The following is a 25,470-nucleotide window of genomic DNA, read 5'->3' on the forward strand; positions in this document are numbered from 1 at the left end:
TACTCATGAGCATGGAAACTGAAGAACCCACCGTCGAAATGGTCGATACCGAAACGGGCGAACAGGTCATCAAGGAACTGGACAAGGCTGTCCTTACCAAGGTTGCCTGGCAGACCATGATGTTCCTTTGTCAGGAAAAAAACGCTAAAACGGGCGAATTTGGCGAACCGAAGGTGTACCTGCGCCGTTACCAGAAGGCCGGCGGGGCGTTCAAGGCCCGTAGCAAGTTCAATATCAGTGGCAAGGCCCAGGCCGAAGCCATTATCGAGAATTTAAAGAAGTGGTACAACATTTAATGGCAGACCCTGCTAGTAGTAAAAAGAAGAAATACAAGATAGATTTCCTTTGTGAAGGAAACATCGAGTCTTTCCCGTGGAAGGATCGGCTCGAATCCGTTGCCCGTAAGCTCTTGCACGAGGAGGGCACGGAAAACAATGTTAACGTGGTCCTCTGTACAGACGAATTTGTCCGCGAGATGAACAAGAACTATCGCGGTCTGGACAAGGTAACAGACGTGCTTTCTTATGAATGGCACGAAGAGGACTTTCTGGGCGAAATCTACATCGCCCGCGACCAGGTGAAGCGCCAGGCTCCGGAGTACGGTAACACGTTCTATGCCGAACTCAAGCGCGTGCTCGTGCACGGGCTCCTGCATCTTTCGGGCTACGACCACATCAAGGCCGCCGACCGCAAGGTGATGCGCAAGCGCGAATGCGAATTCCTCGGGCTCGACCTGTACAAGGAAGGTAAGTAATGGATAATTCCGAAATACTTGCCATCGTATTCCTTTGCGTGTTCGTCCTTACCTCGGCAATGTTCTCTGCGACCAAGTGCGCGTTCAGCCTGATTTTCGCGAAGCGTGACCCCAAGGAACGCAACGAGCGCGAAGAAAAAATTGCGGAAATCGTGAAATGGAACGGCTTCAACGAGTGCGTGTCCATAGGGCGCATTTTTGGCAATGTGAGCGCGGGCGTGCTCGGGTTCTTCGTGCTGGGCAATTCCAACATCGCGCTGGTCGAGACGTACCCCTATATCTCGGTGGCGGCGTACCTGATTATCGCCTGCGCCGTGCTGTACGTGCTTACGGTGTTTATCCCGTATTTGCTGGCGAGTCTCAAGCCCGATACGTTGTCTATCGTTCTTGTGCCTCTGTTTAGGCTGGTAAGGCTCCCGTTTGTGCCCGCGGCAAAGTTCTGCCACGTGGTTTTCGTGAAGTTGCTTGACCTCTTCGGCTACGATTCCAAGCTGAGCTTCTTGCCCGAAGAAATGCGCGATGCGGTCCAGGCGGACCTCTCCGACGTGACCGATGGTGAAGACGAAGGCCTCGAGAAAGAGGAACAGCAGATGATCCTCAATATCTTCGACTTCGTGGAAACTCCGGTACGCGAAATCATGACCCCGCGTGTGGACATGTGCGCCATTGACGTGGATACGCCGCTCGAAGACCTGGTGAAGGTGCTGAACAGCGAGCGCCATTCCCGCCTGCCCGTGTACAAGGACACGATGGACAACATCGTGGGTATCCTTTCGAACCGCGACTTCCTGGAGTGGTACACCGAGCATGGGGAAGAACCGTTCGACATCATGAAGATTGTGATGCCGCCGGTGTTCGTGCCCTACCACAAGAAGATAGACGACCTGCTTACCGAACTGCGCAAGACGGGTAACCAGCTGGCCATCGTTATCGACGAATACGGTGGAACGGCGGGCCTCGTGACTCTCGAGGATATCCTGGAAGAAATCGTCGGCGAAATCCGCGACGAGGATGACGTGGACGAAGAAGACGACGTGCAGAAGTTGAAGGATGGTCGCTACATTCTCGACCCGCTCATGAGGCTTTCGGAACTCGAGGACGAATTCGGCGTGGAACTTGTCCCGCCCGAAGGTTCGCATGTCGAGACTCTTTCGGGCCTAATCCAGGCGACTCTTGGCGTGATTCCCTCCCCGGGTGCAGAAGTCAAGCTCAAGGGCTATACCTTCCGCGTGCTCAAGATGGACGGCACCCGCATGGAGAAGGTCATGATGATTCTCCCTCCGGGTGAAGTTTCGCCGACCGGCAAGTTCAAGGCCGTAGGGAAGTAATTCCCTGCATTCTGCCAACTAAGTTCTAGAGATACATAGCCTCAATCTGCTGGGAATAGACTTCCTCGGCAACCTTGCGGCGTATCTTTAGCGTGGGCGTAAGCAGCCCGGATTCTACGGTGAGTTCGTCACCGACGAGGGTCCACTTGCGGATTTGTTCCCAGTGGTTCAGCTTCTTGTTGACGCGGGTGATGTGCCTGTTGATGGCCTCGCGCACGCGTTCCGACTGCATTGCACGTTCGACGCTGAATTCCTCTTTCTGGAATTTCAGGAGCCTGCGGGCGCCTTCGGGGTTGAGCCACACGATCGCGGAGGCGAACTTGCGGTTGTTCGCAATCACGAGCGCCTGCTCGATTACGGGGTGCCGGCTGATTTCGAGCTCGATGGGGCTCGGGCACACGTACTTGCCGGTACTCGTTTTCAGGAGCTCCTTTATGCGGCCCGTGAAGTTGAGAAAGTCATCGCTGTCGAAGAATCCCTGGTCGCCTGTCTTGAAGAACCCGTCCTCGGTAAAGACTCTCTTGTTGGTTACGGGGTCGTTGTGGTAGCCGACAAACACGCTGTCGCCTTTCACCCAGATTTCGCTGTTGTCTCCAATCTTTACTTCGAGCAGCGAGAGGGGTTTCCCGATGGTGCCCGCCTTCGAGACCTTCGGGCAGTTCGCAGAAACGACCGGGCTACATTCCGTCATCCCGTAGCCTTCGTACACGGGGAGCCCGATGTTCAGGAGGAACCTGAGGATGGACTTGTTGAGTGCGCAGCTTCCGCTCACGATAAGCTTGAACTTTCCACCGAGGGCATCGCGCATCTTGCGGTACACGAGCCTGTCGTAAATGCGCTGCATTAAGGACCTGCCCTTCCCGGGTTCGCTGATTTTTGCGAGCTTGACCGCATTCTGGATAACGAGACGCTTGAATCCCTTCGCCTTGTCGCCAATCATGGTCATGCTTTCGTACAGGCGTTCCAGTATGCGCGGCACCACGATCATCACGGTGGGGTGGACCTCAGTAAGCATCGTGGCCACGTTTTTCGGTGTGTCGCCGAAGTAAATGCGCACTCCGTTCAGCATGTAGAAGTAGACCGCCATGCGTTCGAGAATGTGGGCGACCGGCAAAATCGTGAGGCAGACGTCTTCTTCGCTATTTAGCGGGAAGAGTTCCATCAGGTTCTGGATTTGTGCCAGCATGTTGCGCTGCGAGAGGTCAACACCTTTCGGGGAACCCAGGGAACCGCTCGTGTAGATGATGCTGAAGAGGTCGTCGGGGCGAATGGACTGAATCTGGTCATCGACCCAGCTGAAGTAGCGGTTGCTTTCGGCGAGTTCCTTGCCCTCGTCGATAAGGTTGTTCCAGTAGATGCCGTTTTCGGGCAGTTCCGATGCTGGATTGATGCAGATGATAAGCTTGAACCGGGGTAGGAACTTGTGTAAAGGCTCGTCCAGTTCGGCGATGGTGTTCACGAAGAGAATCTGTGCGCCCGAATCGTCGCACTGGAACGTGAAATTCTCGGAAGAAATGTTCGGGAATAGCGGGGCCACCTGCGCGTGGTTGATTTGCGTCGCGATATCCGCGATGAACCATTCCGGAGAGCTCGGGGCGATAATGCTCACGCTGTCGTGCGGTTTTAGCCCGCGGTTGTTGAGCGCTATGGAAAGGTAGATGGCGCTATCCCTCAAGAAATCGCGCGAGTAGTGGAGCCACTGGCCGTCGGTGCGCTTGTACCACCCGCCAAAGTCGTCGCGGGAACATGTTGCAAAGAACATTGAGACAAGCGATGTGTACTGTAGCGGCTCCATACCCAAAAAATACTATTCTATTTTTGGAACGTACATAAAAAATCGTTATTTTTTACTTTAATTTGTAACTGAAGGGTTGAATATGCTGAAAAAATTGCGGGATTACGAGCAAAGTCTGCAAAAAAGGCTTGAGGAAGGCACCCCGGTGAGCGATGCCGAACTGCTTTCGGTGCGGACCCGCATCGCCTTTTTCCAGCATGAACGGCTCGCGCACGAGTTCGTGATGATCCTGTTTGCGCTTTTGAGTGTGGGCGGGGTGTTCTTCTTCGTGGCGTTCCCCGAAATCCCGATTTTCTGCCTGGACGTGCTGTTCTTTGCGCTCCTCGTGCCCTACATAAAGCATTATTACGGGCTCGAGAACGGCGTGCAGCGCCTGTACGACCTGTACGCAGAACTCGAAAACCTATAAAAAAACGCGCCCTTTCAGGCGCGTTCTTCACTTATACTCGTGTATGTGCGAGCGGTCTCTTGTGAGCCGTAGGCGACTCATCTTAATGAGTCGTCGTCCTAATCCTCTTCGCACCCGGAAGCGGAACACTTGTACGTTTCCCCATCGTCGGTGCAGTAGTACGTGGTGTACGAACCCGAAACAGATACCTTTTCGTAGAAATGGCAGTAGCTGTCGATGGTTGTGCCCATGCGGGGGCTCGTGATGGTGCTGTTGTCTGCGGCGGAACAGGCAGAGAGTGCGGCTATCGCCATGGAGCCGAGTAATGTTGCAATCGCTTTTTTCATGATTTATCCTCCTGCCTAGAAGTAGATGAATGCGCCGAAGTTAGCGATGAAGTCGTTGTTCGTGTCGCTAAACCCGGTGAACGGGTTGGAGTAGAAGTTGTCCTCGATGGAGGCTTCCACGGCGAAACTTGCGTACTGGAAACGTGCACCGAGGCTAGCCGTCGCGACTCCGGTACGGGAAGACATCCTGGTGATGCTGCTCTTCACGATATCGAGTTCGTCGTTGTAGTCGGTAATGAACTCTTCCGATTCCATGGAGAACACGGCCCAGGTGTAGTTAGCTCCGCCAAAGACGCGCCAGCAGTTGCCGAGCTTGAGTTCGGCAAAGATGTTCGGTGTGGCGTAAACGCCCATCGTGAAGTAGCTGTCCTTGTTGTGGTTGCTTTCGTCCTTGAATTCGTCGTAGAATATAAAGGGAGCGCGGCTGTTCACGCCGAGCAACACGCGGGCGAATTCGTTACGGAGAATCGTGCCGCCGATGTTGAAGGAGGGCTGGATGTAGATGTGCGCGTCCTTGCCTGTGGTTTCGGTCTTGGTGGAAGACGAACCGGACTTGCTTTCGCGGTAGTAGGAATTCTCGTGACGGGTGAAGTTCACGCCGGCGTTCCAGAAGATGTTCTTTGCGGAGGGGTCGTTACTGATGGCGACCGTTGCACCGAGATCCCAGTAGTCGTATTCGGTTTCGGTGGTTGACTTGCTGTCGGCGTCCTTCTGTTCGGTATCGGTTGAGGTCTCGTTCTGGTAGGTGAGCCAGAATGCGGATGCATTGAAGTCAAAGGCTCCGAGGGGGAGGGCTAAACGCAGGCGCAGAATGTCGTTCGCGCCAACGGTGTAGGTGTCCTCGTCTTCTTTCTCGTAGGGGTCCTTCGTCTCGGTGAAGGTAAGTTCCTTGGCGAGCGCGTAGCTAAGAGAAATGCCCAGGCCCCTGCTGGCAAGACCGACGGTAGCCATGGCGAGGTTGTTGTAGTTCTCGAAGGAAATGAACTTCGTGTTGCCCGAACCGAATGCCACCGCGCTGAATTCGCTCGTGGGTTCCATGTACACGAGGTTGATGCCTGCCATCTTGTAGGGCTTGTCGAGGTTGTCGCGGATGGTGGGGCTTGCCGCGGGGTTACCCACGTTGTTGTAGGCGATGCCGTGCGGTTTTGCTGGCGCCTTGGCCGTGGTCGCTGTGTCTACTGCAGGTGCAGGCTTTGCTGCGGGGGCAGGAGCGGGAGCCGCCTTTGCGGTAGCTGCGGTTGTCTGGCTTGTCGAAACTTCGGCGGCAGGAGCGGAATTCTGTTCCGGTGCTGCCTGTGCCGTATCGCCTTCTTGGGCCATGGCGCTCGCGATGGCGAATGCCGCAGTCAAGGTAATCAGTTTGATATCCATTGTTTTTCCTTTTGTTATTGTTTTAAACTTCACTGCTGGAGGATTCTGCGAGATCTTCGCTGCTCGAAGAACTTTCTGCATCCTCGCTGCTGGACGATTCAAATGTATCGCTCGAGGAACTGTCTATCTCGAACGAAGAACTGGATTCCTCTTCGCTGGACGAGCTTTCGATAGCGTCGCTACTGGAGGATTCCGCGAAGTCGCTCGAGGAACTTTCCGTAACATCGCTGCTGGAAGATTCTGCGATATCGCTCGAGGAACTTTCTGCAACTTCGGAGGAACTGGATTCCGGAGCGCTGCTCGAACTACTCACGGAACTTGAAGAGGCGATGCTGCTCGAGCTGCTGACCGAACTCGAGGATGCCGTGCTCGACGAACTTTCTTCCTCGTCGGAACTGGAAGAACTCGAGTAGCTGCTCGAAGACTTTGCCGAAGAACTCGAACTTTCTGCGCTGCTCGACGAACTCTTTTTCGAGGAACTGCTCCGGAGGCTCGTGTCCCCGTGCGGGGTCTTGCTGTTGTGCGGCCCTGTGATGGTCGAATCTGTGGAGCATGCGATTACAAGGGCGAAAACCAGGCTAATAACGAGAATGACTGCTTTTTTCATGGCTATCCTCCCGGCTAGAATGTTACGGTTCCGCTGAAGTCCATAAGCATGGAACCTCCGTCGAAACCTCTAAAGGGGTTGCGGTACAGCGCAGACTGGATGCCCGCTTCAAGTATCAGTTTCTTGTACTTGAAAAGCAGGCCCGTGCTCAAACCGAGCGTGTTTGTCTTTGTCGAAATCTGCGTAAGGTAGTTCTTTACCGTGAAGTCCTTGTCCTCGTCTTCGACTACGTATGCCTCCTGGTATTCTTCGCGGTTGAAGGAATTGCTCCAGGTGTAGTAGGAACCGCCCCAAATCATCCAGTTCTCGTTGAATGCATATTCTGCAAGGATGTGGGGAGTGAGGTAGAGGTTGCTCTGTATGTAGAAGTCCTTGCGTCGGTTATCATTGTCCTTGACGCGGTCGTAGATGTATGCGTTAACGGAAGTGTTGTTGCCGACGTGGACGCGTGCGTTTGCGGATCGCAGGACGATGTAGCCGAAGTTGTAGAAAAAGGATGCGTAGATGTAGTTCGAGGTCCCCCGGAGTTTTTCCTTGTAGTTGTCATCGGGGTCGATGGAGCTTTTCAAGGAGGTTTTTACGGTTTCGATATTGCGGGCGGCGGTTCCTCCGGTGCTCCAGGAGAAGTCCTTGGCGGAAGGCTTGTTTGTGAAGGTGACAGACCCGGAAATATAGTGGTCGTGGCTATGGTATTCCTTCTTTATTTTGCCGTCGTTGTCGGCGTACTCGACCTTGGCGAGGGAATCGTTGTATTGGCTGTACCGCAGGGTGGCCAGGAAGTCGGTGGTCTGGAAGGGGAGCGAAAAGCGGAAGGTGAATTCGTTGCCATGACCGCTGACAGATGTCCTTTCGTCCTTGTGATAGGCGTCCTTTTCGTCAAAAAATTCCACTTTTTCGTCGAGATCGAGCGAAAAACTGAAACCGAATGACTTAGTGGCGATGCCGAGCATGGCACGGCTGTTCAGGTAGGCGAAAAACGACGTGTGCTCGCCAGACGCGTAACTGGCAACGGCCTGGTTGTCCGATGGAGCGAGATAAACCAGGCTGTTTCCGTACATGAGGTATGGGGTGTAGAGGTTCCTCAATACGGAGGGCGCTTCGCCCGGCGTTCTCGCTGTGGTGTAGTATGCGTTTCCGTGAAGAACGTTGAAATTTGCGGTATCTGACGGAGTTTCCGCAATTGCGGCTGCGACAATCGTTGCTAACGCGAAAAGGTGCAGTTTTAATCTCATAATTTGTCCGAAATGTTTTCTCCAGCAACAAAGATAACTTAACGAAGGGAGTTTGCGGGGATTATAATGAAATTAAAAATGTTATGTTTTACAACAATTTTATAAATTTTGAGAACAATTTGTTTCTAAAAACCTTGTTTTTGTAAAAATTTAAGAAAAGTTGTTGCTTTTTGATTGAATTGTGATTATATTTAGTGAGAACAATAAAAAGGGATGTGATTATGAAATCTTGTACGACAGTTCTCGCTTGCCTCGGTTTGGTGACCGTGGCGGGTGCCCAGGTGACCCTCGGCGATGCCGGTGGCTGGCTCGAATCTGCCTATGCCCAGTGGGCCTCGGACGGCTCCGACAGTTACAACGTGTATTACTCGGGTAATGGCAAGAGCAATGTTAAGGTCGATGCGGAACTTGTCCGCAAGTACGGCTCTACCTGGCGCGTAGACGTTCCGGGGCTCAAGGCGGGCGACTACACGCTCAAGATTGTGGGCGTGAAGAGCGGCAAGGAAGGCGCTTCTGCCACTACAAAGACGCTTTCGGTAAAGGCGCACGACCGCAGCGGTTTTGCTTTTGCCAACGGGCGCGTTCCCGGTGCGTACAAGGCCGACGGCACGCTCAAGGATGGCGCCGTGGTACTCTACATTACCGAAAGCACCAAGAATACCGTGACGATGGACGTGGCTACAAGTTCAAAGGGTGCAAAGACAACTTGCAAGAGCTTCCAGGGCATATTGAACTGCTTCAAGAAGGGCTACGAGACGACTCCGCTTGACCTGCGCTTTGTCGGCAACGTGACGGATTCCGACTCGCTCGTGCAGGGCGACATGGTGATTGACCTCGGCAAGTCTGAAACCTCCTACGTGACGGTGGAAGGTGTCGGGCCCGATGCTACGGTGAACGGCTGGGGCATTCGTGTCAAGAACGCGCAGAACGTGGAAATCCGTAATCTCGGAATCATGAACGTGAACAGCGATGAAGGCGACAACGTTGGCCTGCAGCAGAACAACCAGTACGTGTGGGTGCACAACTGCGACTTCTTCTACGGCGATGCGGGCAGCGACAAGGACCAGGTGAAGGGCGATGGCGCGCTTGACTGCAAACTTTCCACGTACATTACGTTCAGCTACAACCATTTCTGGGACAACGGTAAGTCGAACTTGCTTGGCCTTAAGGAAGGTACGAACGATGGCTACTACATCACGTATCACCACAACTGGTACGACCATTCCGACAGCCGCCACCCGCGCGTGCGCTACTACAGCGCCCACGTGTACAACAACTATTACGACGGCAATGCGAAGTATGGCGCGGGCTCTACGCTGGGTTCCTCGGTGTTCATGGAAAACAACTACTTCCGCAACTGCAAGTACCCGATGCTCACGTCGATGCAGGGGACTGACGTGTATGCGAGCGGCACCAAGCGCGACCCGACGAACAACGGCACGTTCAGCAAGGAAGCGGGCGGAACCATCAAGGCTTACGGCAACCATTTTGAAGGTTCCTACACGTTCATTCCGTATGGCGCGACCTCGTACAAGGTAAAGGGTGTGGAAACGACGGCGGCAAGCCAGGGAATCAATACCTCCGAGGATTTCGATGCGTACGTTGTGGATAGCCGTGGCACGAAGGTGCCCTCTACGGTCAAGTCGTATGACGGCGCAAACACCTACAACAACTTCGATACCGACAATTCCGTTATGTACAGCTACAAGGCGGACGATGCCGCAACGGCTAGGGACAACGTTGTACGGTATGCGGGGCGCGTGCAGGGCGGCGATTTTAAGTGGACTTTCGACAATTCTGTTGATGATGCTTCTTCTGATGTGAACCAGCCGCTCAAGGATGCGCTCGTAGCGTACAAGGGCTGGAACGGGAATGTTGTGCCGGTTGAATCGTCATCCTCGACTCTCGCTTCTTCGTCATCCTCGGCACCGGTCGAGGATCTGTCCAGCAGCAGTTCTCTTGCCTCGTCATCCTCGGCACCGGTCGAGGATCTGTCTAGCAGCAGTTCTTCTAGCGTCACACTGCAGTCAAGCGACAGCGAGACAAGTGTGTCCATTGCAGAATCCTTGCGCGCCCCCGCAATGCGTTACATCGCCGCTGATCGCCGTCTTGAAATCGGCGTTGCAGGCATGTTCCGTGTGGATGTCGTGCGGATGGACGGTACGAAGGTACTCTCCAGCGCCTCCCGCGTTGTCGACCTCTCGGGCCTGCGTGCGGGTGTGTACGTGGTCCGTCTGGTGTCGGCTGGCTCTGCGCTCCAGTTAAAAATCCTGAAGTCCGCACCATAGATTTCCTCACCGAAGGTGCGCATGCAAAGGTCGCTTCGGCGGCCTTTTCCTGTATATTCGGGTAAGGACAGCGATGTCCATGATGAAAATTGCTATATTACTTCGTATGAACATCAGACTTTCCGTGGCCGCTACGGCCCTTGCGCTTGCATTTTCGTTTGGTACTTCCTTCGCTGCCGACCCCCGCATAGAACAGGGGGCGATTTTCGAGGCCAAGGGCGAATACGAAATGGCCCTCGGTGAATACAGGGCTATCCTTGCGGAACAGCCCCAGAATTCCGAGGCGTATTTCCTTGCTGCGGAAGTCTACCTCAAGATGCCCAAGCAGGACTTGGCCCGCGCCCTTGCCAATTACCGTCTGGCGTACAAGTTTACGCCGACAATGAGCAAGGCGTACGAGGGTGCCGCGAGGGTCTATGAACTGATGGGCAAGAAGGCGAAGGCCGAAGAGGAACGCGCGAAGGACCCGAAGAACAAGCCTACGGAAGAGGTTACCGCCCCTGCGGTGGAACTTTCGGAAGCTCCGTCTGCGGAATCCAAGGCCGCTGAACCTGCGAAGCCTGCCGAGACGAAGATTGCCGAACCTGCAAAGCCGGAAAGTGCGCCGGCAGCGGTCGAAACGAAGGCCGCGGAAAAGGCTCCGGAACCGGTAAAGGTCGCTGAACCTGCGAAGGCCGCCGAGGCAAAACCCGCTGAGCCGGTGAAGGCTGCGGAACCTGCGAAGGCTGAAACTGTGGTGCCGACCGACCCGTTCGAGAAGGGCAAGAAGCTGCTTGCCGAGGGCAAGTACAAGGATGCCGCCCCGCTCTGGCGCGAAGTGCTCGCCAAGAAGCCCGGCGACAAGGGTGCCTATTTTTATGCCGGTGTCACGCGCTACTACATGGGCGAGTACGACAAGGCGGAATTTAACCTGAAGAAGGGCCTTGAATACAAGGAAGAGGGCAACGATGCCAACTACTACCTTGCGTTAATTTATCAGAAAGGCAAGAAGAACGACCTTGAAAAGAAGGCCCTGGCCGCCTACCTGAAGAAGGCCGCTCCGGATGCCAAGTTCCGCAAGCCCGCGGAAGACCGTCTTGCCGAGATGAAGGCTGCCGCCGATTCTGCGAAGGTGGCGAGTGCTGCCCCTGCAACAGAAGCTGCTGCGCCCGCTAAGGAATCTGCTCCTGTTGCCGAGAAGGCTGCTCCGGTGGAAACGGCCCCTGCCGCGCCTGTGGCGAGCGAAGCGAAGGGACCGTCCGATACGCCGACGATTGCGAACGCGAACCTGCTTTTCAAGGCGGGGAGTTACGAGGCCGCGCTCCAGATGTACAAGGCTCTCCTCGAAACGGAAATTTCGCCTGACGAACGTTACTTTGCCACGCTCCAGATGGGCAACATCTACCGCGAACTGCGCGACTTCCATAGCGCTGTGACCCGCTACCGCACCGTGGTGCAGCAGTACCCGGAATCGGATTGGGCGACCGAGGCGGAACGCGCCCTCGAAGATGCCGTGTGGCTCGAGAAGCATGCGTCCGAGCTCCCGCGCCGCACAAGATAAACGTTTAAAAAAGTTTTCTTGAAAATGCCCCGAAATCGGGGCGTTTTTGCGTTTGTGCGGGGGCGCTCTATTGCGTTTTTGTACAAAAGAGTATAGATTAAGCGAGGTAATAAAAGGTGGGATGTCGGAAAAAAAGTTTGGATGAGGTTGGATTAGGATATGAAAAGAAAATTCTTGGTTCTCGCGGGTGCGGTTGCAGCAACGCTAGCTTTTGCAGACCCGCCGGCGAATTTCAGCGGTTGGGAGAAGGTGTTCGAGGACAACTTCGACGGTACTTCTCTTGACAAGAAGAAATGGAACCCCACGTACAACTGGGGCCCAACGCACAACCATCGCGCCTACTGTGCCGAAGAGAACGTGATTGTCTCTGACGGTACGCTCAAGCTGAAGGGCGAAAAGAAGGTGCACCCGGATGCCAACGGGCGCAAGGCGAAGTTCAACAACAAGGAAATCCCGGTCGACTATACGAGCGGCGCGATTGACACGAAGGGCCATTTCGAGGTGAAGTACGGCTACATCGAGGGCCGCTTCAAGGCCCCGTGGCAGAAGGGGACCTGGCCCGCGTTCTGGACCCTGCAGGACGGCTGGCCTCCGGAAATCGACATTCTCGAAATCCCTGCGTCGCGCAAGCAGCACCACTACTACCTGCACTACACCGACCCGAGCTGGTATAGCAGTCACGGCTCTGCATGGGATCACGAGGCGTCCTTCGGCGGACACAAGGACGATGACGTGGACCGCTCTGCAGGTTTCCACAACTACGGCGTGGAATGGGACGAGTCGACCCTCAGTTTTTACTTTGACGACAAGCGGTTTGCAAGTTACACGCGCCCGACAGAAATCAAGCAGCTTGCGGCTCAGTACATCATCGTGAACCTCGCCATCGGTGGCTGGGCGGGCGATGATATCGAGATTACCTCCGACAAGCCGGCGTATTTCGAGGCGGACTGGGTGCGCGTGTGGCAGGCCAAGCCCGCGAAACCCGATACGGTGCGCATCATGTCGATGAATTTTGGTACCTGCATGGTCCGTACATCCGAAGACAAACTTGCGTTGGGCGATTGCAATGGCGAGAATGCTGTTGCGACGGTTACGCCGCTATCTTCGACGACGTTCCGCATCAACTTCGGCGACATTTCTCTCGATACCCCGAACGAATCTACGGATGCGGGCATCACGATGGGTCTTTACAAGTGGAATGGGGGCGCTCACCAGAAGGTGGTAATGGAAAAACAGTCCGGGTACGAGGGCTCCGTGGTGCGCATGAAGATGCAGCACAGCAACATGTACCTGCGTGCGACAACAGACGGCGAACGCGTGGTGCAGAGCTGGGCCGACGACTGGGAATGGAACCAGATGTGGCGCCTGGTGGGCAAGGACGATGTTGTTCCCTCGAAGGATACGACGAAGAAGGATACGGCAAAAACCGACACGGGTACGACTGCGCTGGGTAATTTCGCAAGCGTGTACGGAACTTCGGTCCATTATGCTGGCAACCATCTGTTTGTAGAACTCGGAAGCACGTTTATTGATGGTGCGACGGTGCGCATTCTTGACCTGCAGGGGCGCGAGGTGATGCGCAAAATTGCTGCGCGGTCTGCTGCATTCGACGTGCAGGCTTTGCCCGCGGGCATTTACCACGTTGCCGTGCAGAACAAGAACCGCACGGAAATCCGGCGGTTCAAGAAATAGGAAGCAACTTTCGCGAGCCCGCTGTCGTGCTCGCTCAAACGTTGTCATGCCCGATCAAGTCGGGCATCTTCTGTTTTAAGAGAATGGTTAAACGACTTGTACGAGCAATCCCTTGAGGTACTGACCTTCGGGGAATGCCGTGTTTACGGGATGGTCGGCGGGTTGGCCGAAGCGTTCAATGATTTGAACGCGCCGATGTGCATCGGCGGCGGCATCCGCGATAATCTTCTGGAACAGGTCCATCTCCATTAGCCCGGAACAACTGAAGGTCGCGAGCATGCCGCCTTCGGCCAACAGCTTCATTGCAAGTAGATTGATGTCCTTGTACCCGCGGGCGCCCTTCTGCAGGTTATCCTTGCTTTCCACGAACTTGGGCGGGTCCAGCACGATGAGGTCGAACGTTTCCGCCTTGTCGCGGCACTTGCGCAGGTACTGGAATACATCCGCTTCTACGTGCGTGGCATGTGCGGTGCTGAGCTTGTTCCGCATGATGCCTTCCTTCGCGAGCTTGAGGGCGTCTTTCGAGACGTCTACCTGGTAAACCTTCTCGCAACCGCCACGGAGGGCGTATAGCCCGAACCCGCCGGTATAGCAGAAGCAGTTCAGGACCTTCTTGCCCTTCGAGAGTTCGCCAATGCGGCGGCGGGCGTCGCGCTGGTCCAGATAGTAACCCGTCTTGTGACCGTTCTTCACGTCGATGGGGAAGAGGATGCCGTTCTCGTTGATGATTACGGGCTCGTCGCTCACTTCGCCATAAACTACACCCGTGCGCAGTTGCAGGCCTTCCTTGCGGCGCACCTCGGAATCGCAGCGCTCGTAGATGCCCTTGCAGTGCGTCTTTTCGGCAAGCAACTCGTAAATCGTTTCGCGGTGGACTTCCGCACCGGCTGCAAGGATTTCGACAGAATAGATGTCGGCGTACTTGTCGATGATGCAGCCCGGAATGCCGTCGTTCTCGGCGTTAATCAGGCGGAAAGCGGATTCCTTGTCTTCGATGTCGAAGCCGCGGCTCTTGCGGGCGGCAATCGCACGGTCCAGAATGTCGCTGAAGAATTCGCGGTCGATGTTCGCCTTCTCGCCGAACGTCCAGAAGCGCCCGCGAATCTGGGACTTGGGCGAGTACGCCGCAAGACCCAGAAAATCGCTCCGGTAGCTGTACACCTCGACGGTATCGCCGAGTTCCGGGTCGCCGACGACTTCGTCGACGGCCCCGCTAAAGATCCACGGGTGGTAACGCAATGCGGACTTCTCGCGTCCGGCCTTCAGGGTAATCGCTTTCATGCATACAAATGTAGAAAAATGGCAGTTTGGGCGGGGCGTTTTTTTATATTTGGCGTCAAGATGTTTGAAAGCCTTTTTGACAAGTACCCGTTTTTCCGTGCCGTTCCCGCTGTTCTCTGCATGGCGATAATCTTCAAGATATCTTCGCTCACAAACGAGCAACTGGAAGATTTTCCGCAGGTCTGGGACAAGCTGGCGCATTTCTGCGAATACGCGACTCTTGCCGGTTGCTATGCCATGCTCTGGTCCCGCGCCGAGTGGTCCAAGCGGCAGTGGCTGCGCGTACTTGTTGTGGGCGTACTCGCGCTTGCATACGGTTGCACGGATGAATTCCACCAGAGTTTCGTGGATGGTCGCGAAAGCAGCGTGTTTGACCTCGTGGCCGACCTTACCGGTGGCTTGATTGGCGGAATTGTCTATGCGGTTGTTGTCCGCATCCTGAACCGCTTTGATCCGGTCCCACCTCCGCCCGAAGAAAAGTAGCCCGAACAAGGCGGCTTTACAAAGTAGCCCGAACAACGTTACTTTATATATTGCTCTAGAATGTACGAGAGAATCATTGCCGGTACGGCAAAGAGCGTTGCCGCCTTTGAGCATTTCTCGTATTCTTCTGCACTGTAGTCCGGAGCGAGCCTTTTCATGATGAATGCTGAAGTATAGCCGCAGAGCAAAAGATAGACGAGCGCTTGCCCGAGTGTCGTAAAGGCCTGGAGAATGCTTGCCGAGTTCCCGTGCAGGGGAAGCTTTTCGATGAGCTTCTTGAGGTCGAGTATGTTCATGAGGATGGTGAATGCTGCCATCGAGGATACGTACGCTCCGATGAATTTCAGCATGGAACTTTTTTTCAGGATTTCTTTCCGGTGGAAGAAAGCTACGTAGAAAGGCACGAGGAATATGGCGTAGGCGCCCGCTCCGAGAATGGCTGCGCACCACATGAAGTTTCCTGCGGGGTGTTTGGCGACTTTTGCTTCGCCTTCTTCGTCTAGTTCCCTGTGTTCCTCGGGTATCCTGCTGAGGATGATGTTGTCTACGTGCTGCTGCACATCAAGAACTTCGGAGATGTCGACCGTTTCGGGAACTTCGGGCGGAACATGGTGTTCGTTGGGCGCGTCACACCAGAGGCAATTGAACATGTCGTCAGCGTATTCCCTGCCGCATTTTTTGCAGATCATTTAAAGCCTCTTTTCTCCTTGTCTGGTGCGCTCGATAAAGTCGTGTTTTGCACGTGTGCATTATTGTGTGACGTACGTTACAAAAATATGAAAACTGCGTCCGTCGGTTTGTAAATAATTCCTGCTATTGCGTAAAAATACGCTTCTTGGGCCTTTTATCAATATTGGAATATAGGAATAACTTTCTAAATTTGGCGATGAATTTTTAATCGAAATATTATGAAAATACGTTTTTTTACTTTCTTTCTTTTGATGGCCGCGGGCTTAGCCTTTGCTCAAAGTGGCCTTATGGGCGGAACCGACGGTATCCACCAGATCAATTCGAAAACGCTGGGCAAGTACAGGTTCTCGCTCGGAACCGGCGGTAACGTGACTATCGACCCGTGGGCGCTTACCCGCGGTGGCGTTTTTTACGATGATGGTGTCGAGCAGCACTTGCAGGATTTCAAGATCTCTGCGACGGGTAACTTCTACATCGGGTTTGGCTTGGCCGATAATATCGATGTGGCGGTTGCGCTCCCTATCAACTATGACCGCTCCTATGCGGAAGACTACCTGGAAGCGACCGGCAACATACGTCCGGGTGACATTGACTTGTTCATGAAGGTGTCTGCTCCGTTCCTGGCCGAAGACAACATTCTCGGGCTTGCGATGCAGTTGCACATGATGCTGCCGACGGGCTCGAAGGAAATTGGTCTGCGTCCGCGCCATGCCTGGATGCTTAAGGATAAAGGATATACCAATCCCTATACCGCCGACGAAGTCGTGGTGGGTGCTCACGCCATCATGACTCTTGACTTTACCAAGCGCGACGTTCCCTTGCGGTTTAACTTGGAGGGCGGGTTCATGTACGCGAACCTGGGCTCGAACACTATTGTTTATTCGACGGGCCTTAACTGGTTCATGACCGACTGGATTATCCCGTTTATCGAATTTTCCGGCGAGTTCCGCGTAGAAGGCGAAAAGTACCCGATTGATTTCTTCGAAGACCCGATGACGCTTACTCCGGGTATTCGCCTGCATACTCCGTTCGGTGTGGATATTGCTGGCGGTTTCGACCTGTCTGTGCGCTCCATGCGTAACTTTGGCCGCAGCAAGTCGACGGAAATGCGCGGGACCGAGGACTACACGATTACTTACAAGGACGAGAAGGGCTACGTGAAGACTTACGGCTACGTGCCTACCGCGACCTATGCGTTCACCGGGTTGCTCACGTGGTACTTTGGCGGAGCGGAAAAGGCTCCGGAACGCGAATGCCCGCAGGGGCTGCCGCCGCAGGATACGGTCGCGAAGACGGATACCCTGTTCAAGGTCGATACGCTTGTGCATGTGGATACTCTCGTGAAGGTCGATACGGTCGAGAAGACGGAATCGTTCGTGAAGGTTCTGCCGATGTCCGATACGGATGAAGATGGCGTCTCGGACGACCTGGATAAGTGCCCGGATTCCCCGAAGGGTATTACCGTGGATACTACGGGTTGCCCGCGTGACTTTGACGTGGATGGCGTGCCCGACTACCAGGATATGTGCCCCAACACGCTCCCGAACATCGGCGTGGATTCGACCGGATGCGCGAAGGACGAGGACCGCGATGGCGTTGCCGACGATAACGACAAGTGCCCGGCGACAGGGAAGGGAATACCCGTGGATACGACCGGCTGCCCGATGGATACCGACAAGGACGGCGTGCCCGATTACCAGGATAAGTGCCCCAACACGCTCCGCGGCGTGAAGATAGACAAGAAGGGCTGCCCCGTGAACAAGAGGGAAGACCTGGAACGCCTCAAGAAGGGAATCAACTTCAAGAGCGGGTCGACCGTGCTCACCAAGCCGAGTTTCAAGACCCTGGACGACATTGTTTCGCTGTTGAACAAGTTCCCCGAGGTGAACCTCGAAATTCAGGGCCACACGGACAACGTGGGCGAGGAAGAATACAACATGAACCTCTCGCAGGGCCGTGCCCAGTCGGCGGTAGATTACCTTATCCGTAAGGGGATTCCTGTGGAACGCCTGCGCGCGAAGGGATTCGGCCCCACGAAGCCCATTGCCGACAACAAGAAAAAGGCCGGCCGTGCGAAGAACCGCCGCGTGGAACTCGTGCCGTTCTACAACGACGAACAGTAGTACTCTGTAAAAGATACAAGTGAAAACCCCCGCGATTAGCGGGGGTTTCCATATTGAGTAGTTATAAGCCGGGTTCTGTACCCCTTGCGGGGCGATGACCATCTCTCTGGGCCAGTCGTTACCGACCGCCTCAAGCGACCTACCCGGATATCCAACAGCCGCGAGCCGCAGCCGGTCCTTGCGGACGGATTCCTGCTTGGTCTTGCACCGGATGAGGTTTACCGTGCCATCCCTGTCACCAGGAATGCGGTGAGCTCTTACCTCGCCGTTTCACCCTTACCTTGCCCGGGCTTGCGCCCGAACCTGGCGGTTTGCTTTCTGTTGCACTGTCTGTCGCGTTTCCGCGCCTGGACGTTATCCAGCATCCTGCCCTGTGGTGCCCGGACTTTCCTCCAGCATTGCTGCCGGCGGCCATCCGCTACCCGCAGGCAAATTTAAAAACAATCGCTCCGGCCGGCAAGTGCGAAGTGGTCTGTATGGAATACGGTTTTGCGCGTTTTTGCGCTTCTTCGCGCTTTTTTCGGCCTGCCTTTTTTGCTTTCTTTCTATATTAGACCTGCCTTTGGGGATTTCACTGTGCATAAACTTGTTTGTTCTCTGTTTCTTGCTTTTTTTGCGGCGGTCGCCTTTGCCGAGCCCGTTTCCTCTGTTGCGGATTCCTCTGCTGTAGATTCCGCTACGGTCGATTCTTCTGTCGCGGCTTCTCTTGACCCGTCGGTAACAAGTCCGTCTCGCGATTCATCCGCACTTTTTCGCGTCGATAGCATTGTCTACGATATCGGCGATGCCTTTGACGATTCGAAGGTGCATACCAAGTACGATAAACTGGTTTACGACATCCTGAACATTGTGCATATCGAGACCCGCGAGCACACCGTCCGCAAGTTGCTCCTCTTCAATACGGGCGACATGGTGAATCTCGACCTGATGCTCGAATCGGAGCGGTTCCTGCGCGAACAGCGCTTCTTGAGCGATGCCACCATCACGGTGGAACAGGATAGCGGGAAGAATGTGGTGAACGTGCACACGAGCGACAACTGGACGTTGAATGTGCTGACAAGTTTCGGGTTCGGTGGCCGCGAATGGAAGTACAAGAACCTGGTGTGGGGTGTCGGCGTGCAAGAAAGCAACTTCCTCGGGCTCGGACAACTGCTCGGGTTCTATTTCGGGCACAACGAGTTCCGCGACATGTGGCAGGTGGAATACGGCGCGCCGCACTTTATATTCCGCTACAACCATTTGGATTTCCTCTACAGTTACAATACCGACGGCTACCTCGCCAGCTGGACAATGTACGTGCCGTTCCTCAGCAGGAGCGTGAACCAGTGGGCCTACACGCTCGCGGGCCTCAAGAACGAGAGTTACTATTACGTTTATGGCAGTGGCGACTTGCCCGCAGGTACGGTTCTTTCGCCGACCGATTTGCCGCTCGATTCGCTCCAGCAGTATAACGGCGACGAGACTGTGGAACTCATGAAGGTGAAGGGATTCATCAGTGACTCGCTCAGTTTTCGCGTGAGTCGCTCCTTCGGGGGCACGCAGCGCAAGTTCTACCTCGGGGCGACATACGACTACCGCAGGCTCACTGCAAGCAAGGGCGAACTGTTGCGCTACAGGTTTACCGACGGCGAAAATTCGTACGCGATTGATTCCGCGTCTGCCTGGAACGAGTGGCTCCCGGAACGCAAGGATTCCCGCCTGGGCGCCTATATCATGTATTCGGATTTGCGCTACGAGAAACTCCGCAACTTCCATAACGTGAAGTGGAACGAGGATGTGGACAAGGGCTGGACCGCGAAGGTGCAACTTTCGAAAAACTACGAACAGATAGGCGCGCACGACAACGATATACGGCTCGACTTCTGGCTGAACCTTTACCTGGGCGCGGGGATGCACTACCTGACGCTGCTTTCGTACAGCAACTTCTACCTGGACCACGGCGAAATGCGCGACATGTACACCCGCGTGAAGGGCGAATATATTTTCCACCCGAACAACAGGTTCTCTACGGCGCTTACCGGGCTTGTCGACTTCTATGACGAGGCGCGTTACGGTTACCAGCTTTCTCTCGGCGGTACGGATGGCTTTGTCGGGTTCCCGACCGGGTTCTACACGGGGCAGGCCCGCGTCTACGGAAGCCTGGAACAGCGCTGGTTCCCGGATTTCGAAATCGCGACGCTCGTTCCCGTGTTCGTGGGCTATGCGAGCGTGGGCGAGACTGCGTGGAAAATTGGCGATATCCGACGCAAGGACCTGATTTACGTGCTTGGCTTTGGCGCGCGTTTTGTACAGACAAAGTCAATAAGCAAGTTGATAAACAAACTCGATGTGAGCTTCCCCTTGAACGGCGCGCGCAAGGCTGAACCGCACTACTCGATTACGACAAGCTATACGCTGTAAGACGCGCAGTTTTTAATATTGGTAATATGGAAGAACAGAAAAATATGACTCGCGCCAAGTTGCGCCAGATAAAGAACATGATTCTGCGCGTCGAACTCATCATCGGGTTCTTTGCGATGGTGGCGGGCGTCATCGTTACCGTGATGGTCTGGAGCGAGGGCTACTTTGCGGGGGCGCTCATGATGGTGCTTACCGGCGCGCTCAATATTTACCTCGCGTTCAAGGAACTTGTCGCCCCGACCGACCACCTGCTCCATTGGCAGGCGGTGTTCTTCATGATTGTGCGCAGGGCGATGTTCTTCTTGAATATTGCGCTTTTGGCGCTCGTGCTCGGCACGTTTACCAATTTAATCTAGTTGCGGAATTATCGCGCGGTTTAAATCGCGTATAGAATTGCGCGGGCCTAGTGCACGCCGTCTTCGTTCGCGAAATCCCTTTCGCCGTACCACGCCTGTATCTGCTCGCGGGCGGTGTCGTCGAAGGATTCTTTGTCGTGCAGTATGTGCTCGGCGGTCTCGAGCGTCTGGCTGATGAGTTCCTGGTCGGCTATCCAGTCGAACCAGCGGAACACCCACGCGCCGCTCTGTTCGTTGCCTTCGAGGTTGCCTGCGCCGCGCGTCTGCAGGTCGAGTTCCGCAATCTCGAAGCCGTCCTCGGTCTGCGAGAATTGGGAGAGCCGCTCCATGCTGGTATCGGCGGTGTCGCCCTCGGGCATCATCAAGAAGCACCACGCTTCCCGATCGCCGCGGCCAACGCGGCCGCGCAACTGGTGCAGTTGCGCGAGCCCGAACCTGTCGGGCTGATCGATGACCATCAGGTTTGCCGCGGGCACGTTCACGCCCACCTCTATTACGGTCGTTGCCACAAGGATGTGTATCTTTCCGGCGGCGAACTGCGCGATAATCGCATCCCGCTCGTTTTCGTCCATCTGGCCGTGCACGCCCGCGACCTTCAGCGTGTCGCCGTTTAAAGCCGGCCCTAAAACGGCGCGGCCCGGCCCTGCGACATACGCCCGCAGTTCCTCGACAATCTCGTCGACGGTTCTTGCGCTGTTATCGCCGGTTGCTGAGCTTGCCGAAGCGTCGTCACTCCCGACGCGGCTCGCAATCCAGTAGCACAGGTTCCCGGTGGCGGCTTCCTTGCATATAAACTTCTTCATGTCCTCGCGCTTGCTTGCGTTCACGAGGCGCGTCTTGATGGGCTTGCGGCCCGCGGGCTTTTCTTTGATGCTGATGACCTTCAGGTCGCCGTAGAGCGTCATCGCGAGGCTTCGCGGAATCGGCGTCGCGCTCATCACGAGCATGTCGGGGTAGTCGCCCTTCGCGAGCAGGGCCTCGCGCTGGCCCACGCCAAAACGGTGCTGTTCGTCGATGACAACGAACCCGAGACGCGAGAAAATCACGTCCTTGCTGAATAGCGCGTGCGTGCCTATCACGATATCGGCGAGCCCCATCTGGATTTCCCCGAGTATTACCTTCTTCTCGGCGGCGGGTGTGGCGCCGACCAGCAGGCGTACGTTCAGGCCTGCGGCATCGAAGAACGGCTTGAGACTCTTGTAGTGCTGTCGCGCGAGAATGTCTGTCGGCACCATCAGCGCGCACTGCTCGCGCATCCCGTTATCGGCGGGCATATTAGAACCGGCGACAAGCCTTCCGCCGCCGCATACGGCCATCATCGCGAGCATCGCGACCACGGTCTTTCCACAGCCGACGTCGCCCTGCAAAAGCGCGTGGAACTGCTTCTTGCCGTTAAGACCTGCTACAATCGTGTCGAGAGCTTCTTCTTGCCCGCGGGTCAGCGCGAACGGCAACTGCGCCTTCGCCGCCATTACCGTCCCGAGGTCAATCTGCCGCTCGTGCCCGCGCAACTTCTGGTTCTCGCGCCGCTTCACCATGCGCAGGCAGAACGGCAGCAGTTCAAGGACCTTCAGTTCGCGCTTCGCCTTGTATATCGCGGGGAATTCCTTGGGCAGGTGGAGCGTGCGCAGGTTCTGCATGACCGGCGCAAAACGGAGGTAGTCCGTGAGCGCCTTCGGGCATAGCCCGGGCAGCGTGAGTCCCGGGAACCCGAAAATGGTCTTGTACAGCTTGCGGAAGAACTTCTGCTCCATGCGGGCTTCGCGGCAGGCTTCGCTGATGGGGTACACCGGGAGAATCGCTCCGGTGAATTCCTCGTCGTCATCGAACGGCTGCATGTCGGGGTGTGTCATCTGGAGGCCGCGGTATTCACCGACCGCACCCGAGACGCACCAGCGCGTATCGTTCTTGATGCGCCTTGCCCAGTAGCTCGTCCCCTGGAAAAACAACAACTGGATTTCGCCCGTGCCGTCGGTGAGCGTCGCCATGAATCGGGAACGTCTCCCGCGCACCACGCCCGCGCGCTTGATGGTGCCGATAAGCACCACCTTGTCGCCGGCGCGGCACTGCCCGATGGGGGTGACCTTCGTGTGGTCGAGGTATGTGCGCGGAATGTTGTACAGCAGGTCGGCAACGGAACCGAGCCCCGCCTTGCGGAGCGCTTCTGCGCGTTTGGGCCCGAGCCCCGGTAGTTGCGAAATTTCCATCTGGGTGCGCTTCCGTTGGTTTGCGCTTTCGGGCTATTCGCCCTCGACCTCTTCCGAACCCGGCAGTGCTTCGCCCTTCTCGGCGCGGAGTTTCGCCTTCTCGCGGGCAGTCTTGCCGATAAGGTTCGTGTTCTTCCAGGTAAAGAGCTTTACTTCCTTGCCCTGGTCGTCGTACATCTTGATTCCCTTCGTGTCGATGGCCGCGATGAGCTCGTTCATCTTCTTGGTGAGGTCGGCGACCTTGTCCACGATTTCGGTGGAATTCATGAGCTTGTTCATGGCGGGGGAGTTCTCGATGTCGGCAATCATCTTCTCGGCTTTTTCCGTACCCTCGGCGATGGATTTGATGACGTTCTCGGCTTCGCCTATCTTGGCATTCAGGGCGTCAGTCGTCGTCTTCACCGTGGTATCGACCTGGTCTGTCATGGTTGCTACCGTGTTGCCCGCCTCGTTTATCTGCTTCACGAGACCGTTTATGGCGGGGTTCAGCTTGTCGATGGTCTTGTCGGCGTTCTCGAGGATTCCCTCGATGGTACCCATCACGTTCTCGTAGAGTTCCTGCGCGGACTGGTGGGTGGAATCCCCGTTCGCGATAAGCATTATCACCTCGCGGACGCGGGTAATCTGCGCGTTCACGTCTTCCATGTAGCGGAGCGCCTCGGAAATTCCCGGCTCGAACGTTCCCTGGTGGATAAAGTCCTGCGGGAGCACCTTGCCGTGCTTGTTCGGCACAATCTCGAGCCTGCGCTGGCCCATGATGGCGTAGTTCACGTTGTTGAACTGCGTGCCCTCGCGGATGGTGCGGGGCTCGTCGAACTTGATTTCCACGCGGGCGCGGTCGCCCAGCCATGTTACCTTGCCGATAGTGCCCACGTTGTAGCCGCGGATGACCACCGGGTCTTCGGGCTGTAGCGAGCCCAGTTCGTCAAAATCGACGTATGCCTTGTAGGTCACGTGCTCGTGCGCCTCGAACATGCCGTAGGCAATGCCCGCAAAGAGGGCGAGGAGCGCCAGGAGCGAAATGTAGCCTATAATCCTGTCGGACTTGTTCATGTGCGGAAAAATAGTTTTTTTCGCATGGATTTCTTTGTTGAACGGCAAAATAACGTAGAAAACGAAAAAAATAGAGAAAATTTGATTTTGTTTCTGAAATTATATATATTTGTATAACAACGGAAATAAAATGAATTTTTTGCAGTTTAAAGAAGCTTTTTTCCCGTTGGTTTGCTTTACGACGAACCAGGTGCTTGCGAAGTATACTGATTTCAGTCAGATGAACTTGACGCACTGGCTAAAGCAGGGATATATCGTGCGCCTGCGCCGGGGGTGGTTTTCTTTTCCGGAGTTCGGCAAAAATCCTGACTTTGTGAGGCTTGCCGCTAACAAGATTTACAAGCCTTCTTACATTTCGCTCCAGTATGCGCTTGCGTTCTACGGGATGATTCCCGAAACGGTGGTGCAACTGACCTGCGTGGCGTCGCTAAAGACCGCCTCGTTCGAAAATGGCTGGGGGCAGTTCGTTTACCAGAACCTAAAGCCGTCGTTGTTTTTTGGCTATGCGCCGTACCCTATAGAGCATCCGTCGGCAAATGGCCAGTATTTCTTGATGGCGACACCCGAAAAGGCGCTGCTGGATTTCTTGTACTTGAACCCGTTTTACAAGACACAAGATGATTTCGAGGCGCTCCGCCTGGACGAAGATTTTATGACGAATTCGCTGGACCGCGAGAGAATGGATGCCTATTTGAGGAAATTTGCTAATAAGGCGTTGGACAAGCGCGTCGCAAGTTTGTTGAGGTTGTATGATTGATTTGAACTACATCAAGAATTTCTTTCCGCCACAAATTGCGAACAATCCTCTGTTTGCAAAGCAGATGCTCAAGGAGTATCTGTTGCTGATGATTCTTGACTACATTTCTAGTTCGGAATATGTGAGTCGTCTCTCCTTTATTGGCGGAACAAATCTCCGGCTAATCAAGAAGATAGACAGGTTCTCCGAAGACCTGGATTTTGACTGCAAGGATCTTTCCAAGGAAGACTTTATTTTACTTACAGACAACATAATTCGATACCTGCAGGGGAATGGGTTGAATGCAGTCGTCAAGCAAAAGGAAAGTGAACGGATAACCGCATTCCGGCGAAGCATCTATTTCCCGGAACTGCTCTTTACACTGAAGTTGAGCGGCCATAGGGAAGAACGTTTGCTGGTAAAGATTGAAGCCGAAGATCAGGGTGTTGGATACAAGCCTCAGATAGTAAACGTGAGCGGATGCGGGTTCTTTTTCCCGTTGCAGGTTCCTCCTGATGACATTCTTTGCGCAATGAAAATTTCAGCGCTTTTGTCCCGTGGCAAGGGGCGGGATTTTTACGATTGTATGTTCCTTTTGCCTCAAGTTAGCCCGAATATGGATTTCTTGCAAAAGAGAAACGGCATCAAGGATTTGCGTAGTCTAAAAAAAGAACTCCTGAAAGTCGCCGATACCGTTGACCTAAACATGAAAAAGCGGGATTTCGAACATCTGCTGTTCAATGTCCACTCTAGCGAAAAAATCCTGCAGTTCAAGGAATTCGTAGAAAACTGGTTGTAA

Annotated in this window: 22 protein-coding genes and 1 other RNA gene; 13 read left to right on the forward strand and 10 right to left on the reverse strand. The window is 54.9% G+C overall.

Features of this window, described 5'->3' with window-relative positions; all coding sequences use genetic code 11:
• The first annotated feature begins 5 nt into the window (after window positions 1-5).
• Genes BUA44_RS06615 through BUA44_RS06625 form a run of 3 tightly spaced genes read left to right on the forward strand, consistent with a single transcriptional unit; the run spans window position 6 to window position 2,082 of the window.
• Window positions 6-296: a hypothetical protein gene (locus tag BUA44_RS06615; RefSeq protein WP_072810016.1), complete on the forward strand. Its 291-nt coding sequence runs from the start codon at window positions 6-8 to the stop codon at window positions 294-296.
• A complete protein-coding gene (gene ybeY, locus BUA44_RS06620; RefSeq protein ID WP_083579514.1) occupies window positions 296-754 on the forward strand; it encodes an rRNA maturation RNase YbeY in 459 nt (152 codons plus the stop codon). Before BUA44_RS06615 ends, ybeY begins: the two co-directional genes overlap by 1 nt.
• Entirely contained in the window at window positions 754-2,082 is a 1,329-nt protein-coding gene (locus tag BUA44_RS06625; protein WP_072810019.1) for a hemolysin family protein, read from the forward strand. The genes ybeY and BUA44_RS06625 overlap by 1 nt, the downstream gene beginning before the upstream one ends.
• 25 nt (window positions 2,083-2,107) lie before the next feature.
• On the opposite strand, the gene BUA44_RS06630 is transcribed toward BUA44_RS06625, so the two are convergent.
• Window positions 2,108-3,877, reverse strand: a complete 1,770-nt coding sequence (locus BUA44_RS06630; protein ID WP_255370476.1) for an AMP-dependent synthetase/ligase — start codon at window positions 3,875-3,877, stop codon at window positions 2,108-2,110.
• 82 nt (window positions 3,878-3,959) lie between these two features.
• Between BUA44_RS06630 and BUA44_RS06635 the strand changes: the two genes are divergently transcribed.
• A complete protein-coding gene (locus tag BUA44_RS06635; protein WP_072810430.1) occupies window positions 3,960-4,286 on the forward strand; it encodes a hypothetical protein in 327 nt (108 codons plus the stop codon).
• A gap of 98 nt (window positions 4,287-4,384) precedes the next feature.
• On the opposite strand, the gene BUA44_RS06640 is transcribed toward BUA44_RS06635, so the two are convergent.
• Genes BUA44_RS06640 through BUA44_RS06655 form a run of 4 tightly spaced genes read right to left on the reverse strand, consistent with a single transcriptional unit; the run spans window position 4,385 to window position 7,822 of the window.
• Window positions 4,385-4,612, reverse strand: a complete 228-nt coding sequence (locus BUA44_RS06640; RefSeq protein WP_139258672.1) for a hypothetical protein — start codon at window positions 4,610-4,612, stop codon at window positions 4,385-4,387.
• Window positions 4,613-4,627: 15 nt separating this feature from the next.
• The gene (locus BUA44_RS06645; protein WP_072810023.1) at window positions 4,628-5,983 is read right to left on the reverse strand and encodes a hypothetical protein; all 1,356 of its coding nucleotides are present in this window, start codon (window positions 5,981-5,983) and stop codon (window positions 4,628-4,630) included.
• 22 nt (window positions 5,984-6,005) lie between these two features.
• Entirely contained in the window at window positions 6,006-6,590 is a 585-nt protein-coding gene (locus BUA44_RS06650; RefSeq protein WP_072810025.1) for a hypothetical protein, read from the reverse strand.
• Between the two features lie 14 nt (window positions 6,591-6,604).
• The gene (locus tag BUA44_RS06655) at window positions 6,605-7,822 is read right to left on the reverse strand and encodes a hypothetical protein (protein ID WP_143151892.1); all 1,218 of its coding nucleotides are present in this window, start codon (window positions 7,820-7,822) and stop codon (window positions 6,605-6,607) included.
• A 221-nt stretch (window positions 7,823-8,043) separates the two neighbouring features.
• Here BUA44_RS06655 and BUA44_RS06660 point away from each other — a divergent pair, with 221 nt between their 5' ends.
• The 3 genes from BUA44_RS06660 (at window position 8,044) to BUA44_RS06670 (ending at window position 13,342) form a co-directional block, all read left to right on the forward strand.
• The gene (locus BUA44_RS06660) at window positions 8,044-10,110 is read left to right on the forward strand and encodes a pectate lyase family protein (protein WP_072810030.1); all 2,067 of its coding nucleotides are present in this window, start codon (window positions 8,044-8,046) and stop codon (window positions 10,108-10,110) included.
• 106 nt (window positions 10,111-10,216) lie between these two features.
• Entirely contained in the window at window positions 10,217-11,650 is a 1,434-nt protein-coding gene (locus tag BUA44_RS06665; RefSeq protein WP_255370477.1) for a tetratricopeptide repeat protein, read from the forward strand.
• Window positions 11,651-11,809: 159 nt separating this feature from the next.
• Entirely contained in the window at window positions 11,810-13,342 is a 1,533-nt protein-coding gene (locus BUA44_RS06670) for a family 16 glycosylhydrolase (protein ID WP_178348754.1), read from the forward strand.
• Between the two features lie 87 nt (window positions 13,343-13,429).
• Here the strand turns inward: BUA44_RS06670 and BUA44_RS06680 are convergent, their stop codons facing one another.
• The gene (locus tag BUA44_RS06680; RefSeq protein ID WP_072810033.1) at window positions 13,430-14,623 is read right to left on the reverse strand and encodes a class I SAM-dependent rRNA methyltransferase; all 1,194 of its coding nucleotides are present in this window, start codon (window positions 14,621-14,623) and stop codon (window positions 13,430-13,432) included.
• Between the two features lie 60 nt (window positions 14,624-14,683).
• Here BUA44_RS06680 and BUA44_RS06685 point away from each other — a divergent pair, with 60 nt between their 5' ends.
• On the forward strand, window positions 14,684-15,106 hold the full coding sequence (locus BUA44_RS06685; RefSeq protein WP_072810435.1) for a VanZ family protein: 423 nt from the start codon (window positions 14,684-14,686) through the stop codon (window positions 15,104-15,106).
• Between the two features lie 38 nt (window positions 15,107-15,144).
• Here BUA44_RS06685 and BUA44_RS06690 read toward each other — a convergent pair whose 3' ends face one another.
• Window positions 15,145-15,795: a hypothetical protein gene (locus BUA44_RS06690; protein WP_072810035.1), complete on the reverse strand. Its 651-nt coding sequence runs from the start codon at window positions 15,793-15,795 to the stop codon at window positions 15,145-15,147.
• A gap of 288 nt (window positions 15,796-16,083) precedes the next feature.
• Between BUA44_RS06690 and BUA44_RS06695 the strand changes: the two genes are divergently transcribed.
• Window positions 16,084-17,919: an OmpA family protein gene (locus BUA44_RS06695; protein ID WP_178348755.1), complete on the forward strand. Its 1,836-nt coding sequence runs from the start codon at window positions 16,084-16,086 to the stop codon at window positions 17,917-17,919.
• A 50-nt stretch (window positions 17,920-17,969) separates the two neighbouring features.
• Here BUA44_RS06695 and rnpB read toward each other — a convergent pair.
• An RNA gene (gene rnpB / locus BUA44_RS06700) (RNase P RNA component class A) lies at window positions 17,970-18,346 on the reverse strand.
• Between the two features lie 149 nt (window positions 18,347-18,495).
• Between rnpB and BUA44_RS06705 the strand changes: the two genes are divergently transcribed.
• Both BUA44_RS06705 and BUA44_RS06710 read left to right on the forward strand, forming a co-directional pair.
• Complete coding sequence (locus BUA44_RS06705; RefSeq protein WP_178348756.1) at window positions 18,496-20,319, forward strand: BamA/TamA family outer membrane protein; 1,824 nt, start codon at window positions 18,496-18,498, stop codon at window positions 20,317-20,319.
• 26 nt (window positions 20,320-20,345) lie between these two features.
• The gene (locus BUA44_RS06710) at window positions 20,346-20,675 is read left to right on the forward strand and encodes a hypothetical protein (protein WP_072810039.1); all 330 of its coding nucleotides are present in this window, start codon (window positions 20,346-20,348) and stop codon (window positions 20,673-20,675) included.
• A 47-nt stretch (window positions 20,676-20,722) separates the two neighbouring features.
• Here the strand turns inward: BUA44_RS06710 and BUA44_RS06715 are convergent, their stop codons facing one another.
• Entirely contained in the window at window positions 20,723-22,882 is a 2,160-nt protein-coding gene (locus tag BUA44_RS06715; protein WP_072810041.1) for an ATP-dependent DNA helicase RecG, read from the reverse strand.
• Between the two features lie 33 nt (window positions 22,883-22,915).
• On the reverse strand, window positions 22,916-23,935 hold the full coding sequence (locus BUA44_RS06720; RefSeq protein WP_072810044.1) for an MlaD family protein: 1,020 nt from the start codon (window positions 23,933-23,935) through the stop codon (window positions 22,916-22,918).
• 130 nt (window positions 23,936-24,065) lie between these two features.
• Here BUA44_RS06720 and BUA44_RS06725 point away from each other — a divergent pair, with 130 nt between their 5' ends.
• Complete coding sequence (locus BUA44_RS06725; RefSeq protein WP_072810046.1) at window positions 24,066-24,692, forward strand: type IV toxin-antitoxin system AbiEi family antitoxin domain-containing protein; 627 nt, start codon at window positions 24,066-24,068, stop codon at window positions 24,690-24,692.
• A complete protein-coding gene (locus BUA44_RS06730) occupies window positions 24,685-25,470 on the forward strand; it encodes a nucleotidyl transferase AbiEii/AbiGii toxin family protein (RefSeq protein ID WP_072810049.1) in 786 nt (261 codons plus the stop codon). The genes BUA44_RS06725 and BUA44_RS06730 overlap by 8 nt, the downstream gene beginning before the upstream one ends.

Source organism: Fibrobacter sp. UWR3, from assembly GCF_900143055.1.
GTDB lineage: Bacteria > Fibrobacterota > Fibrobacteria > Fibrobacterales > Fibrobacteraceae > Fibrobacter.